13 protein-coding genes are annotated in these 14,395 nt (G+C 41.5%); 11 read left to right on the top strand and 2 right to left on the bottom strand.

Annotated elements, in window-relative coordinates:
* Window positions 1–95: 95 nt before the first annotated feature.
* The 5 genes from BW139_RS05425 to BW139_RS05405 all read left to right on the top strand — a co-directional run bounded on the left by BW139_RS05425 (window position 96) and on the right by BW139_RS05405 (window position 6,974).
* Entirely contained in the window at window positions 96–2,231 is a 2,136-nt protein-coding gene (locus tag BW139_RS05425) for a M3 family metallopeptidase (protein WP_076918933.1), read from the top strand.
* A gap of 150 nt (window positions 2,232–2,381) precedes the next feature.
* Window positions 2,382–3,812: an amidohydrolase family protein gene (locus BW139_RS05420; RefSeq protein WP_076918932.1), complete on the top strand. Its 1,431-nt coding sequence runs from the start codon at window positions 2,382–2,384 to the stop codon at window positions 3,810–3,812.
* An 88-nt stretch (window positions 3,813–3,900) separates the two neighbouring features.
* Complete coding sequence (locus BW139_RS05415) at window positions 3,901–4,761, top strand: carboxylate/amino acid/amine transporter (protein WP_076918931.1); 861 nt, start codon at window positions 3,901–3,903, stop codon at window positions 4,759–4,761.
* Window positions 4,762–4,814: 53 nt separating this feature from the next.
* Window positions 4,815–6,140, top strand: a complete 1,326-nt coding sequence (locus tag BW139_RS05410; RefSeq protein ID WP_076918930.1) for a glycerophosphodiester phosphodiesterase family protein — start codon at window positions 4,815–4,817, stop codon at window positions 6,138–6,140.
* Between the two features lie 84 nt (window positions 6,141–6,224).
* Window positions 6,225–6,974 (top strand): dienelactone hydrolase family protein, encoded by a 750-nt coding sequence (locus BW139_RS05405; RefSeq protein ID WP_076918929.1) that lies wholly within the window; start codon window positions 6,225–6,227, stop codon window positions 6,972–6,974.
* Here the strand turns inward: BW139_RS05405 and BW139_RS05400 are convergent.
* Window positions 6,954–7,874: a LysR family transcriptional regulator gene (locus BW139_RS05400; protein ID WP_076918928.1), complete on the bottom strand. Its 921-nt coding sequence runs from the start codon at window positions 7,872–7,874 to the stop codon at window positions 6,954–6,956. The two genes, BW139_RS05405 and BW139_RS05400, sit on opposite strands and share 21 nt — an antisense overlap.
* Before the next feature lie 147 nt (window positions 7,875–8,021).
* On the opposite strand from BW139_RS05400, the gene BW139_RS05395 reads away from it, so the two are divergent.
* The 4 genes from BW139_RS05395 (at window position 8,022) to BW139_RS05380 (ending at window position 11,757) form a co-directional block, all read left to right on the top strand.
* Window positions 8,022–8,705, top strand: coding sequence for a type 1 glutamine amidotransferase domain-containing protein (locus tag BW139_RS05395; protein ID WP_076918927.1), 684 nt, complete (start codon window positions 8,022–8,024; stop codon window positions 8,703–8,705).
* Between the two features lie 113 nt (window positions 8,706–8,818).
* On the top strand, window positions 8,819–9,424 hold the full coding sequence (locus BW139_RS05390; protein ID WP_076918926.1) for a rhomboid family intramembrane serine protease: 606 nt from the start codon (window positions 8,819–8,821) through the stop codon (window positions 9,422–9,424).
* 17 nt (window positions 9,425–9,441) lie between these two features.
* Window positions 9,442–10,284, top strand: coding sequence for a glutathione-dependent disulfide-bond oxidoreductase (gene yghU / locus BW139_RS05385; protein ID WP_076918925.1), 843 nt, complete (start codon window positions 9,442–9,444; stop codon window positions 10,282–10,284).
* Window positions 10,285–10,455: 171 nt separating this feature from the next.
* Entirely contained in the window at window positions 10,456–11,757 is a 1,302-nt protein-coding gene (locus BW139_RS05380) for an MFS transporter (RefSeq protein ID WP_076918924.1), read from the top strand.
* A 41-nt stretch (window positions 11,758–11,798) separates the two neighbouring features.
* Here the strand turns inward: BW139_RS05380 and BW139_RS05375 are convergent, their stop codons facing one another.
* A complete protein-coding gene (locus BW139_RS05375; protein WP_010391228.1) occupies window positions 11,799–12,407 on the bottom strand; it encodes a flavin reductase family protein in 609 nt (202 codons plus the stop codon).
* 104 nt (window positions 12,408–12,511) lie between these two features.
* Here BW139_RS05375 and BW139_RS05370 point away from each other — a divergent pair, with 104 nt between their 5' ends.
* Both BW139_RS05370 and BW139_RS05365 read left to right on the top strand, forming a co-directional pair.
* Window positions 12,512–14,041 carry a cryptochrome/deoxyribodipyrimidine photo-lyase family protein gene (locus BW139_RS05370; RefSeq protein WP_076918923.1) on the top strand — a complete coding sequence of 510 codons (1,530 nt, stop codon included), beginning with the start codon at window positions 12,512–12,514 and terminating at the stop codon, window positions 14,039–14,041.
* Window positions 14,042–14,043: 2 nt separating this feature from the next.
* Window positions 14,044–14,178, top strand: coding sequence for a DUF2256 domain-containing protein (locus tag BW139_RS05365; RefSeq protein ID WP_010391223.1), 135 nt, complete (start codon window positions 14,044–14,046; stop codon window positions 14,176–14,178).
* Window positions 14,179–14,395: the final 217 nt, after the last annotated feature.

The following is a 14,395-nucleotide window of genomic DNA, read 5'->3' as shown; positions in this document are numbered from 1 at the left end:
CGATAAACTTTGTTGTATATAAGTCAAAATTTGGTAAGTTAACTGGGTTTTCGACTCGAAAAGCCTATTTCGGCTACTATTTTTATGGAGTTATTATGCGTAAAACACTGATCGCCACTACGATTGCTAGTGCACTTTTATTATCTGCCTGTTCTTCTGAAAGCACTCAAGAAACAAAACAACAAAGCACAACACAAGTGCAAGATATCAATGCAAGCAATGTATTATTTAAACCAAGCCCATTACAATACATGGCTCCTGAGTTTGATAAGTTTGGTACCACTGAATACGAAGCCGCATTTGATGCAGGTATTGCACAACATAATGCAGAAATTATGGCAATTGCCAATAACCCAGAACCAGCTACTTTTGAAAATACGCTGGTAGAAATGGAACTTGCAGGTGAGCTATTAAACCGCGCATCAGCTGCCTTTTACAACTTATCAGGTCTTATCTCTAACGATGAGTACCAACGGATTGATAAAAAAATGGCGCCTGTGTTCTCTGCACACTCTGATGACATTTACCTAAACGGTGCATTGTTTGCTCGTGTACAAACAGTATACGACAACAAAGATAAATTAAGCGCTGAAGATCAACGCCTTGTTGATTTTTACTACAAACAGTTTGTTAAAGCCGGTGCTAAATTAAACGATGCTGAAAAAGCAAAAATGCGTGAAATTAACGCTGAACTTGCAAAGCTATCAACAGAGTTTTCTCAAAACGTATTAAAATCGTTTAAAGAAGACGTCATTTTAGTAACAGACAAAAGCAAACTAGCTGGTTTATCTGAAGGTGAAATTGCAGGTTTTGCAGCTGCTGCTAAAAAAGCCGGCAAAGACGGCTACATGATCACCCTAGTGAACACCACGCAACAGCCAATCTTAGCAAGCCTTGAAAATCGCGAGCTTCGTGAGCAAATTTTTAAAGCGTCAACCAATCGTGCAGCTAAAACCAACGGCCCTATTATTATTAAAGAAACTAATTTACGTGCACAAAAAGCAGAACTGTTAGGCTTTAAAGATTGGGCTTCGTATGTAATGACTTCACGCATGGCGCAAACCACTGATAACGTGTACGGTATTTTAGATGACCTTGCACCAAAAGCAGTGGAAAAAGCGCAAGCAGAAGCAAAAGCGATTCAAAAAGTAATTAACGATTCGGGCGAAAGTTTTGAACTAAAACCATGGGATTGGTCTTTCTACGCAGAAAAAGTGCGTGCTGAAAAATACGACCTAGATCCAGCCTTAGTTAAGCCTTACTTTGAAATGCAATCGGTTATTCATAACGGTTTATTCTTTGCAATGGAAAAACTTTACGGCATTACATTCAAAGAGCGTAAAGACCTACCGGTTTACCATGATGATGTAATGGCATTTGAAGTATTTAATGCCGATGGCAGCGCAATTGGTTTATTTTACATGGACCCATATGCACGTGAAGGTAAGCGTGGCGGTGCATGGATGAGTGCATATGTAAGTCAAAGCGGCTTAAAAGGCACTAAACCGGTTATTTATAATGCGCAAAATATTCCTAAGCCAGCAGAAGGCGAACCAACGCTAATGACGTTTGACGAAGTGTCGACTATGTTCCATGAGTTTGGTCATGCGGCACACGGTTTATTCTCTGACGTTAAATACCCAAGCCTTGCGGGTACTGCTACAGCGCGTGATTTTGTTGAATTTCCATCGCAAGCACATGAAGACTGGATGATTGAGCCAAGTGTATTAGCTAACTACGCTAAGCATTACAAAACAGGTGAGCCAATTCCTCAAGCACTACTTGATAAAGTACTTGAGTCGCAAAAATTCAACCAAGGTTTTGGTACCACTGAATATTTAGCTGCAGCACTACTGGATATGGAATGGCACTCACTTGGTTCTGATAAGAAAGTAGCTGATGTACAACAGTTTGAAAGTGAGGCATTAAAGGCACACGGTATTGATTACTACCCTGTACCACCTCGTTACAAATCAAACTACTTTAGCCATACCTTTGCAGGTGGTTACTCAGCAGGTTACTACGCTTACCTATGGACTGAAGTATTTGCCGCTGATGCCTTTGCCCACATGGAAAACAACGGTGGCTTAACGCGCGAAAATGGCGATAAGTTCCGTAAAGAAATCCTATCAAAAGGTAACAGCCGTGACTTAATGCAAAGCTACATTGAGTTTAGAGGCCAAAAACCAACGACTGACGCATTGCTTAAGCGCCGTGGTTTAGTTGACTAATAAACCATAATGTCGTTAATAAAAGCCCGCTCGCGGGCTTTTATTTTATGTATATCAAACACTTCAGCTGATTTACAACACACTTAAACTCAAACTTACTCACAACCTAGCTCGCCCATGTTAACCTTAATAAAAAATTAAGGTGCCTTTATGAAATACACTCTCCTACTCCCATTCTCATTGTTACTAAGTACATTGAGTTTTGCTAATGAAAAACAACATGTCGACCTACTCATTCATCATGCCAATGTGGTTGATATTAAAAATGCAGTGGTGATCCCCAATCAAACTATTGCTATTGCCGATGCTAAAATTATTGCCCGTGGCGATGACGCTCTTAAGTTAAATTACCATGCCACTACACAAATAGATGCTCAAGGACGCTTTGTGATGCCAGGCCTTTGGGATATGCATGTACACTTTGGCGGTGGCGACGCATTAATTGAAGAAAACAAACAATTGCTGCCTTTATATTTAGCCTACGGCGTTACTACGGTGCGTGATGCGGCTGCCGATTTAAGCCCCTCGGTTTTAAGCTGGCGTGAGCAAATAACTAAAGGTGAGCTAATAGGTCCCACTATTTATACCTCAGGACCAAAACTAGAGGGTAAAGACTCTATTTGGCCAGGCGATCTTGAGGTTGAAACAACCCAAGAAATGCATGCAGCTATTGATAAACTAGATGCGATGAATGTCGACTTTGTTAAAATTACTGATAGCGCATTAACTCCAGAACTTTATTTACAAGCAGTAAAAGAAGTTAAAAAGCGTGGTTACAAAATATCAGGTCACATTCCGTTTTCTTTATCCGTTACTGATGTATCTAGCGCAGGTTTAGACGCAATAGAGCATATGACTTATTTACTCAAGGCGGCAGCTAAAAACGAAGATGATATTTCAGCTCAAGTAAAAGCGGGTGAACTGAGCTATCGCAGCGCCTTACCCGTTGTGATGGATAACATAGATAAAGACACCGCAATGAAAAAGTACCGTCTTTTAGCCAAAAATAACACTGCGGTTGTACCAACCTTAATTGGCGGCCAAGTTACCGCTTATATTGACGAAGATAGCCACCAGCAAGATGAGTTTTTAAATTACTTAGGTAAAGGTTTAAAAGACACCTACCAGTGGCGTGTTGATCGCGCAAATAAAGATACCCCCGCTCAAATAAAAGCGCGCAAACAACGCTTTGTTCAAACCGCTCAACTACTACCTTGGGCACAAGAGGCGGGTGTGCCTATTATTGCGGGCACCGATGCAGGCTTTTTAAATTCTTATATTTACCCTGGGCTGTCGCTTCATCAGGAGCTGGCTATTTTTAGTGACTATGGCCTTACCCCTCAACAAATACTACACAGTGCGACCCAAGCAGGGCCAACTTTTTTAGATAAAGCACAACAGTTTGGTTCTTTAGAGGTTGGTAAAGTGGCCGATATTATTATTTTAGATAGCAATCCATTAATCAACGTGCGTAATACCCAATCATTACAAGGGGTGATCAGCCACAATCGCTATTACGATAAAGCCGCATTGGAAAACCTTAAAGTACAAGCCAAGCAATTCGTAAGCTCACAACAGTAAATCAACTAATGGGCTTAGCTTGCTGAGCCCTCCCTTTCATACTCGTTGTGGTATACACTCGCATTTTTAGTTTGGAGCAAACAACACTATGGGCTATTTATTTGCCGTTACTTTACTTTGGGCCTTTTCGTTTAGTTTAATTGGTGTGTATTTAGCAGGCCAAGTTGATGCGTGGTTCAGTGTGTTAATCCGTGTGGCTTTAGCTACCTTAGTGTTTTTGCCGTTTTTAAAGAAAACCCCTCTCCCCCTTGCGTGCAAACTGATGCTAATAGGTGCACTGCAGCTAGGGATTATGTACGGCTTTTATTACCACTCATTTTTATTTTTAACCGTACCAGAAGTGCTGTTATTTACTGTAATGACGCCGCTTTACATTACGCTTTTAAACGATGCATTGAATAAACAGTTCAACTGGCAATTTTTTATTGTTGCCTTTATTGCCGTGTTAGGGGCTATTACCATTCGGTATGAAAACCTAACCAACGACTTTCTACTTGGCTTATTATTAGTTCAAGGCGCTAATATTAGTTTTGCAACAGGGCAAGTAAGCTACAAGCGTTTAATGGTTAATCAAAAACTGGATGACAAAACCGTATTTGGCTGGTTTTTTATTGGTGCGCTTGTTATAGCCAGCGCTTGCTATGCGCTGTTTGGCAATACCGAGAAGTTACCTTCCAGCTCAACGCAATGGGGCATTCTTATTTACTTAGGTATTGTAGCCTCAGGTTTGGGCTACTTTATGTGGAATAAAGGCGCAACACTGGTTAATGTTGGTGCATTGGCGGTGATGAATAACTTGCTTATTCCTGCCGGTATTATTGTTAATGTACTTATTTGGAATCGAGATGCGGACATAGCCCGATTAATAATCGGTGCTGTTATTATGTTACTAGCATTAGTGGTCAATCAACTGCTAGCAAAGCGAAAAGTTAATCCCGCTGTCGTTTAATTGTCACTGTTTAAGGTTAAGGTAGGGGCTACTTTTATTTTTAAGGACAAATAATGAAGCGACTTCCCCTATTCACTGCCTGTATATTGTTAGCTGCACTTACTGGCTGCAATGATGATGTTGAAATAGTCGAAAAAGAAGTGGTTGTTACTAACACTGAGGTTGAAATTGTTGAGGTTCCTACCCCGGTTATTGTTGAAGTGGCGCATGGCACTAATATTCAACTAGGTACTCGCCCCGACTACTTAATTGAGGATATGGCCGACGGCGCACTAAAAACAAAATTAGCATCATGCAAAGACGGTGCTTTTTATCGTACTGACTTTTCAATCGGCCATCGTGGTGCCCCCATGCAATACCCAGAGCACACAAAAGAGTCATACATAGCGGCTGCTCGTATGGGCGCCGGTATTGTTGAATGCGATGTCACCTTTACCAATGACAAAGAGCTGGTATGTCGCCATTCACAATGCGATTTACATACCACCACTAACATTTTAGCTATTCCAGAACTTGCCGCTAAATGCAGTGTGCCCTTTACACCAGCAAACTCTAACAGTGGCACGCCTGCTTCTGCTAAATGTTGTACCAGTGACATTAGCCTGGCGGAATTTTTAACCCTTGAAGGTAAAATGGATGGTGCTAATCCTCAAGCAAGCAGCGTTGCTGAATATTTACAAGGCACACCAAACTGGCGCACTGATTTATATGCAAGTAGCGGCACGTTAATGACCCACAAACAAAGTATTGCGCTATTTAAACAGCTAGGGGTAAAAATGACGCCAGAGCTTAAATCGCCTCAAGTGAGCATGCCTTTTGATGGTATGACACAACAGCAATACGCGCAAAAAATGCTAAATGAATACACGCAAATGGACGTACCCGCTGAGCGTGTTTTTCCGCAATCGTTTAATTTAGATGACGTAAAATATTGGATTAACACCAACCCCGCGTTTGCAACGCAAAGCGTGTATTTAGATGGCCGAGATAGCGATGCAGGGTTTGATCCTAATAACGCCGATACATGGCAGCCTACTATGGCTGCGCTTTTTAATGACGGCGTTAAAATTATTGCTCCACCCATTTGGATGCTATTAACCATAGATAATGAAAGTAATATTGTGCCATCGCAGTACGCTATTGATGCTAAAGCTGCTGGGCTTAATATTATTGCATGGAGTCTTGAACGATCTGGGCCGCTAAATAACGGTGGCGGTTACTATTACCAATCAATTAGTGATGTTATAGATAACGATGGTGACATGATGACTGTGGTTGATGTGCTTGCAAAAGAGGTTGGTGTAATCGGTATATTTTCTGACTGGCCAGCTACAGTTAGCTATTACGCCAGCTGCAATAAAATGCCTGCCGCTATTTAAGCACAGTTTAGGTTAGTTAATTTGTAGCAAAATTCGTTTATTTTACCGCGCTCAGCTATTATATTCATTTTACTGAGCGCTTTTATGATCATTCAACACCATAACGCTGACTTACCAACGCCTACAGGGTTAATGCGAACCACTATTTACCGCCCACAAACATCGGGGCAATACCCTGCCATTATTTTTTATTCTGAAATTTTCCAGCAAACGGCACCTATTGCCCGCAGTGCAGCTATTTTAGCCAGTCATGGTTTTGTGGTACTTGTGCCAGAAGTGTTTCATGAGCTTAACCCTATCGGAACTGTGCTGGCTTATGATGACGAAGGCAAAGATAAAGGTAATAACGATAAATGGGCTAAACCTTTAGAGCATCATGATAGCGACACACAAAGCCTTATCGAGTTTGTAAAACGACAAAGTTATTGTTCAGGAAACGTGGGAGCTATGGGTGTATGTATTGGTGGACATTTAGCTTACAGAGCCACTTTAAACCCACTTATAAAAGCCGCGTTTTGTTTATACGCCACCGATATACACAGTAATACACTGCCCGCACAACCCGGTAATAACTCATTTGAACGCATGGCCGACATACTCGGTGAAATTCATTTTATTTGGGGTAAACAAGACCCCCATGTTCCACAAGATGGCCGAGACAAAATATACCAGCAAGCTGTTCGTACTGGCATAAATTACCAATGGCAAGAAGTTAACGCGCAACATGCCTTTATGCGTGATGAAGGCGAGCGCTACGATGCAGCTCTCGCCATAGCAATGTATCAACAGGCTGTTGCCTTGTTTAACCGAGCGCTAGCCCTTACGCATACCTAATGCCGTATGCTGTTTTACAAAGTACGCTTTTAAATAATCAATAAACAAACGCAACTTTTTAGATCCCGTCGCCCCTGGCGGGAATACCCCATACAACTCAATGTCTTTGCTTTTGTAGTCGTCCATTATAATTTGCAGCAAACCCGCTTGTACTTTTGGCCATGCATCGTATAGCGGTATACGCCCTATGCCATGTCCTGCCTCCACAAATGCAGTCCGTGCAGCGGCATTATTAGTACTGAGCGATCCTTGCATGGTAATGTCGACTTTTTTACTGTCTTTTTGCAAGGTCAAGGTTTTGCTCCCCAACTGATAAACCACCCACTGGTGCTTTGCTAATTCATCGGGCGTAGTAGGCTTGCCATAATGCGAAAAATAATCAGGCGCACCACAAATACAGGTACTCATTGTGGTTAACTTCGTTGCCTGTAGGTTCGAATCGCGCAGTGCAACCCCTCTAATTGCAAAATCAAACCCGTGCTTAATAATATCCACCACATCATCAGTTAGCTGTAAATCTATATCAATTTTGGGGTATTGGCGCTTAAAGGTATTAATTGCAGGCACAATTAATTGCATCCCCACATTAACCGGACAACTAATTTTTAATAATCCTTGGGGCTCACTTTTTATATTTTCTATTTGTTGATTAGCAGCATTGGCTTGCTCGGTAATAACGCGGCAGCGCTCATAGTAAGCCATACCGGCTTCAGTAAGCGCCATGGTACGTGTTGAGCGGTTAAGCAAGGTTACTTCAAGTTGCGTTTCTAGCTTTTTTAAATGGTAACTGGCTACTGCTCGCGTTAACCCTAGCTGCTTTGCCGCTGCAGTTAAACTGCCCTGCTCAACTATTTGTGCAAACACCACCATACTTTTTAATTGTTCAAACGAAACTTTCATCACTGCATCCTAATTGTAGCCTTAGCTCATTGTATCAATTATTAAATCAATAAAGTTAAATTTATCATCGTTGTTTAAAGTTACGTTAGTGCATATAGTAACTGCTAAGCAATGATTACAACTTTAAATCATCAGAAGGAAAAAATAATGGCTAAGAAAATATTAATGGTACTTACTTCACACGCTGATTTAGGCAACACCGGTGAAAAAACAGGTTTTTGGGTAGAAGAATTCGCCGCCCCTTATTATGCATTTGTTGATGCAGGCGCAGAAATAACCCTAGCTTCACCAAACGGTGGCCAACCACCAATCGACCCAACCAGTACACTAGCCGACTTCCAAACTGATGCTACCAAGCGGTACGACAACGACAGTGCAGCACAAGCATTAATGGCAAATACAAAAGTATTGAGTGAAGTGAATGCTTCTGATTTTGATGCGGTATTTTACCCAGGCGGCCACGGCCCATTATGGGATTTAGTAGATAACACGGATTCAATCTCGCTCATCGAAGATTTTGTAAAATTACAAAAGCCAGTCGCTGCTGTGTGTCATGCGAGCGCTGCATTTTTAAATACAAAAGATGCTGATGGCAACGCATTAGTTGCGGGTAAAAAAGTAACAGGCTTTACTAATTCAGAAGAAGCCGCCGTGCAATTAACAGATGTAGTGCCATTTTTAGTCGAAGACGAGCTGATTAAAAAAGGTGGTGACTATCAAAAAACTGACGACTGGGGCGTGCTTGCGCTTGAAGACGGTTTAGTGATCACTGGTCAAAACCCAGCAAGCTCTGAGCTAGCAGCTAAAAAACTACTTACCAAGCTTGGTTAATTACGATTAATCAGCATAAAAAGCACAGTTTAATCGCTGTGCTTTTTAATTTGCTTTTCATTACTCACCACTATTCCTATACTGGCCACTCTTACTATAAATAAGGGCACCGTATGCAAAATAAACCATCCACCTTATCGTTACTCAGCAGCACCCGCTTTGCCATTATAAGCATTGTAACTATTTGTTTTGTGTTGCAACTAATTAATAGCCTGCCAGGCATTAGTTTAAATGGTTTAGGTATTTACCCTCGCAGCATTCAAGGGCTGATTGGGATTCTTTGCGCTCCCTTTTTACACGGTAGCTGGTGGCATTTTGCGAGTAATATGCTGCCCTTTATTGTTTTAAGCTGGTTAATTTGCCAATACAGTGTAAAGCGTTTTTATAGCGTATTTTTATTCACCGCATTAGTTGGTGGATTACTGGTATGGATGTTTGCCCGTGGCAATATTCATGTCGGCTTAAGTGGCGTTATTTATGGATTATGGGGCTTTATTTTATGCTATGGCATTGTAAGACGTTCTTTTAAATCTATTTTTATAGCCGTGGTGGTGGCCTTTTTATACAGTGGCTTTATTTGGGGTGTGTTTCCACAGCGGTTGCATATCTCGTTTGAAAGCCATCTGTTTGGCGCATTAAGTGGATTCTTTTTAGGGTATAAATTAGCAAAAGCAGATAAATTAAAAGCAACAACGGGCAAAGCAAATACGCACGTTTAAACGATTAGAGGCTATTTATGAGTGATAACAACGACTACACCCCAGCAAATGTATGGACATGGGACAATGAAAGTGGCGGTAAATTTGCAAACATTAACCGCCCAATTGCAGGGGCAACCCACGATAAAACATTGCCCATTGGTAAACATCCATTTCAGCTTTACTCATTAGCGACCCCCAACGGGCAAAAAGTCAGTATTATGTTTGAAGAGCTATTAGAGCTTGGTATTACTGAGGCTGAGTACGACGCTTATTTAATTAATATTGGTGAAGGCGATCAGTTTGGCTCTGATTTTGTTGATATAAACCCAAACTCAAAAATACCCGCGCTGATGGATCATTCAACCACACCGCCAACACGCATATTTGAGTCAGGTGCTATTTTACAATACTTAGGCGAAAAGTTTGATGCGCTTATTCCTAATGATTTTCAAGCTAAAACAGAGTGTCGTAACTGGCTATTTTGGCAAATGGGCTCAGCACCTTACTTAGGCGGTGGGTTTGGCCACTTTTACAGTTATGCACCGAGTAAAATGCAATACCCGATTGACCGTTTCACCATGGAAACTAAGCGTCAGCTAGATGTACTAAACCGCCATTTAAGTGACAACGAATACATGGCAGGCAGCGAATATTCAATTGCCGACATTGCAATATGGCCATGGTATGGCTCACTGGTATTAGGCGACTTATATGATGCCGCCGAATTTTTAGATGTTGCATCTTATACCCATGTGGTTCGTTGGGCTAAGCAAATAGCTGTGCGCCCAGGTGTAAAACGAGGCCGCCGTGTTAATCGTACTTGGGGCCCAGAAGAAGAACAAATGGCAGAGCGCCACAGTGCTCGTGATTTTGAATAAGACGCTGCTTTAGTACAAACAAAAAATCAGCGCTTAGCTGATTTTTTTGTGTTTATTTGGGGTTCCTTTATTCTTAGCAGGTAAAATGACTTTGTAATCCCAACAGTAGAAAAGTTAAGCATACCATCTTAATATATCTAAATATTTACACTGATAGCGTAGTTATTAATTGTGAAAAAACTGACAAAAGAACAAATCTATAAACGCTTAAACAATGAAGAAGACGCCCGAGCTTGCAAGGCCATCGACGACAATGCCTGTCAGGAAGTACCTGGTAATTTTATTATTTTACTCATTAGCCAGCTGTTTTGTAAATTTGCCGATGCACTGCTTAATCCAAAAATAACGCTGCCATGGTTAATGCAAAGCTTAAATGTACCAGCGAGTTTTATTGCTTGGTTAGTACCAATTAGAGAATCGGGTTCATTGCTGCCCCAACTTGCTATTGCTAACGTTATTCGCAAACTCCCCGTTCGTAAATGGGTATGGGTAATAGGTGCAGTGATGCAAGCAGGATGCATTTTAGCCATGGTTGCGGTGGCGTTCACCCTCAAGGGCGCACAAGCAGGCTACGCCATTATTGGCTTATTAATTTTATTTAGCCTTGCCAGAGGGTTTAACTCTGTCGCTGCAAAAGATGTGCTGGGCAAAGTTATTCCTAAACAGCAACGCGGTAATATTAGCGGGCTTGCTGCGAGTATTGCCGGTTTTGCCACCTTAACGTTTGGTCTCATGATGTGGTTTTTTTCACAGCAAAAAGATCAAGACATTGTGATCATCGCTTTACTACTGGGTGCATTAATGTGGCTGATTGCCGCGTTTTTTTATGCACAAATTAACGAATATAGTGGCGCTACCGAAGGAGCTAATAATGGCCTATTGCACGCGTTTTCAAAGTTAAAAATTTTATACCAAGACAAACAGTTTGCGCATTTTGTTATTACACGTGCCTTACTGCTTTGTTCAGCATTGAGTGCCCCTTTTTATATTATTTTAGCCAGTAAACAGTCGTTTGAATTTTCTTTACTTGCCACCTTTATTGCCGTTTCCGGCTTTGCAAGCCTAGTCTCAGCGCCGATTTGGGGGCGCTTAAGTGACTTATCTAGCCAGCGAGTGCTGGTACTCAGTGCCACTTTGGTTACCATTAATGGGCTGGCTGTATTTGTTATTGCAACTTGGTATAACGAGCTGCTACTAAATTGGTGGGCTATGCCTATTTTGTACTTTTTACTCTCAGTTGCGCACCAAGGAGTACGCTTAGGGCGAAAAACGTACCTCGTCGATATGGCAGAGGGTAACAAACGCACCGATTATGTGTCGGTTAGTAATACCGTTATTGGGGTTTTATTACTGATGTTGGGCAGCATAGGCTTATTAGAATCGTTTTTATCAACCGCAGAGCTTATTTTGCTTTACAGTGGGTTAGGTTTTTTGGGGGCAATGAGTGCACTGTTTTTACCAAAAACAGAGTAAATAGCGTGCTGTTTAACCTGATGTAATTAAAACGCTCACCTTTAAAGTTGTGGGCGTTTTAGTACAAACTTATCTTTGGTGGTGCTAAAGTAATCGCCGCCCATTTTACCTACTGCATCTAAACGTGTCGGATCTATGTAGCCATTTACCAACGTGGCGTCATCTATAAAAATTCCCACTACATCTAAGAGCATCATTTTGCCACCGCTTGGTTCATCTGAAATAGTGATCACTTCTCGAAGCTTACATTCATAGCGTACTTTTGAAGCTGCAACACTCGGCGGATTAACTAACTGGCTTGGGACTCTCTCTATGCTGGCCTCATCAAACTCACTGACATTATTAGGGTAATTAGCGCAGCTTTGGTTCATTTGCTCTACTAAGGCATGACTAACAATATTAACCACACATTCTTTGGTGGCTAGTAAATTTGTCAGTGTATCTTTATTGGCTTTATCGCTGGGGTTAACTTGAGTAACACTTAGCACTGCAGGCTGACAACTTGCTACGGTAAAAAAAGAGTAAGGTGCAATATTGCTTACCCCCTCATTACTTAGGGTGCTTATCCATGCAATCGGTCGTGGACTAATACCGCCAACTAAGTAGCTATAAACAGAGCGGTTGTTGTTTTGAATTAAATCTAAAAACATTATTTCTCACTTTTAAGTTAAAAACTAAACCCTAGTACTAGGCAATACGTACTTATAGATTGGATCTTCATTAATACTACACCGTTAGCAAATAGTTTAATTTCATGCGCCAAAAAATAAACATTGTCTGGTTTAAACGCGATTTACGCTTAAGCGATCATCAACCGCTTAAACATGCGTTTAGCAATGGGCTTCCAACATTATTGCTGTACAACTTTGAGCCGCTGTTACTCGAAGATGCTCATTATAACGAGCGACATTGGCGCTTTGTGTATCAGTCACTATGTGATTTAAACCAACAACTTGATCGCTTTAATAGCTGCGTGTACATATTTAAACAAAATATGCAGTCGTTGCTTGAAGAGCTACTCACCCAGTTTGAAATAATTAATCTCTTTAGTCACCAAGAAATCGGCTTAAATAATACATTTGAGCGCGATAAAGCGATTAAAGCATGGTGCCAACATAATCAGATTAACTGGTTAGAGTCACCAACGGGGGCTGTCATTCGGGGTAAAAAAAATCGCAATAATTGGAATGAATGCTGGCAACAAACAATGCAAGCGCCAATTGCCATCCCAGATTGGAAACACATTAAAACAGTGACACTGACACACTACCAATCGCCAGAATTACCAGACAGTTACACAGCTGACGATGACAACTTTCAATATGGAGGGCCGCGACTTGCCCGCGATGTTATGCACAGTTTTTTTGCCGAGCGCGGTAAAGGCTATCAAAAAGGAATATCCAGCCCAAGCTTAAGCCGTACGCATTGCTCTAGGTTATCGCCCTATTTAGCGTGGGGAAATATCAGCCTGAGGCAAGTGTATCAAATGGCGATTGACGCATACCATTCAACCCATCCCGATAAAAAAGGGTGGAAGCGTCCACTTGCAGCGTTTGTATCGCGCTTGCATTGGCATTGCCATTTTATGCAAAAGTTTGAAAGCGAGTGTACCATGGAATTTAAAGCGTTAAATCCGGGTTACCATGCATTTCCGTATCGTGATGACGCTCAGGTTACTAGCGATATTGAACGCTGGGCACAGGGGCAAACTGGTATTCCTATTATTGATGCCTGTATGCGCTGTTTAAAAGCCACCGGTTATATCAACTTTAGAATGCGCGCTATGCTGGTTAGCTTTGTAACGCATCATTTAAACATTAGCTGGCAACAAGCAAGTTTTCCGCTGGCTAATTACTTTTTAGACTTTGAACCGGGGATTCATTACCCGCAAATTCAAATGCAAGCCTCTGTCACCGGTATTAATACTATTCGTCATTACAACCCAATTAAGCAATCGGAGGATCAAGACCCAACCGGTGCGTTTATAAAAAAATGGTGCCCTGAACTTGAAAAGCTCCCCATTGAATATTTACATCAACCTTGGGAGCAAACGCCCATGGAAGCGCTATTTAACGACTTTAAACTAGGTGAAGACTACCCTGAGCCGATGCTTGATTTAACCACCGCCTCAAAAGAAGCCCGCGAACGGCTATGGCAATACCGAGAGCGGCCCGATGTAAAACGCGCCATAGGTAAAATTCTTAAAAAACACATGACTCCGACTCAAAAAATCACCCGTGTAAAACGCAAAACTCGCAGTAACAGCAATAAAGAGAACACCTAATTATGGCGCACAAAAAACTTAACTTACCGCAAAAAATTTGCCCAGTATGCAATAAGCCGTTTGCGTGGCGTAAAAAGTGGCAACGAGATTGGGATAACGTTATTTATTGCTCAGAGCGGTGCAAACGCAGCAAATAGCCGCTTATAAAAATCAATACACGCATATTCGCTTTAATCTCACTTTATATCTTACATAGCTGTTATAGTGGTTAACGTTTCAACTTGTTATTCAATGCAAGTTAACACTCTACCCTCTGCCTGCTCAACATTCATTACACCTAGCACAGCTAATTAAAAGAACACCCTTTACCAAGCATTATTTTTACAGCCATGGCGTGAGCTTGCCTGTAAAACC

This window comes from Pseudoalteromonas sp. SK18 (assembly GCF_001974855.1).
GTDB lineage: Bacteria > Pseudomonadota > Gammaproteobacteria > Enterobacterales > Alteromonadaceae > Pseudoalteromonas.
This window is presented reverse-complemented; position numbering and strand designations above follow the sequence as displayed.